This is a genomic window from Kitasatospora sp. NPDC048545 (genome assembly GCF_040651155.1).
In the GTDB taxonomy this organism is placed as follows: domain Bacteria; phylum Actinomycetota; class Actinomycetes; order Streptomycetales; family Streptomycetaceae; genus Kitasatospora.
Window position 1 is genome coordinate 1 of sequence record NZ_JBEZIQ010000189.1, and the last position, 1,137, is coordinate 1,137.

The 1,137-nt window shown below is 65.7% G+C and carries 1 protein-coding gene; it reads left to right on the forward strand.

Translation table 11 applies throughout. The annotated features are described in order from the left end of the window. Nucleotides 1-1,031 (forward strand): group II intron reverse transcriptase/maturase (locus AB0D10_RS46420; protein WP_360269203.1); only part of this gene is annotated, 1,031 nt, incomplete at its 5' end. Between the last annotated feature and the right edge of the window lie 106 nt (nucleotides 1,032-1,137).

Consider the following 1,137-nt stretch of genomic DNA (forward strand, 5'->3'; position numbering starts at 1 on the left):
TGGAGTTGCAGAATCTGCTGGCGAAAGCCCGCCGGCGCGGTGACCGGGCCCAGGCCCGGGTGCTGCGTCAGCGGATGGTGAGCCTGCCGAGTGCGGATCCCAATGATCCGTCATATCGCAGGCTTCGCTATGTCCGATACGCAGACGACCATCTCCTCGGATTCACTGGACCGAAGGCCGAGGCTGAGCAGATCAAGCACCGCCTGGCGGAATTCCTGCGTGACGAACTCAAGCTGGAACTCTCCCGGGAGAAGACGCTGATCACCCACGCCCGCACCCGGGCGGCGAGGTTCCTCGGCTACGAGATCACGACCCAGCACAACGACACGAAGAAGACCGGCCGCTACCGCAGGGTCAACGGCCAGATCGCCCTTCGTGTCCCCAGGGACGTGATCAAGGCCAAGTGCGAGCCCTACCTTGTTCGCGGCAAGCCCGCGAAGCGGACGGAACTGACCAACGGCAGCGATCATGCGATCGTCGCCACGTTCGGGGCCGTCTACCGGGGCATCGTCCAGTACTACCTGCTCGCCGGAGACGTCTTCCGGCTGCACCGGCTGCAATGGGTCATGGAAACCTCCATGCTCAAAACCCTTGCAGGCAAGCACCGTTCGACCGTGACGAAGATGGCCGCCAAGCACAAGGCCAGGATCGACACACCAAACGGGCCCCGAGTCTGCTTCGAGGCCCGCATTGAGCGGGAGAACAGGAAGCCGCTGGTGGCGCGGTTCGGTGGAATCCCTCTCCAGCAGCAGCGGTCGGCGAAGGTCGTCGACCGTCGGCCTGTCTGGGTGGACTATCCGCAGAAGGAGCTGATCACCAGACTCCTGGCGGACACGTGCGAGGTCTGCGGGGCCACCGGTGATGTCCAGGTGCATCATGTCCGGGCCCTCGCCGATCTCGCACGTGCCGGATGGCCGCCGTCCGACTGGGCGCGCGTCATGCTCGACCGGCGGCGCAAGACCCTCGTGGCCTGCGCTGCCTGCCACGACCGCATCCACGAGGCACGAACAGCCGGATCACACACGCCGTGATCACTGGAGAGCCGGATGACAGGGAAACCGTCATGTCCGGTTCGGCGGGAGGCCGCGCGGAAAAGGACCTGCCAGTCAGGCACCTCGCCGCGCGGCCGACCCAACC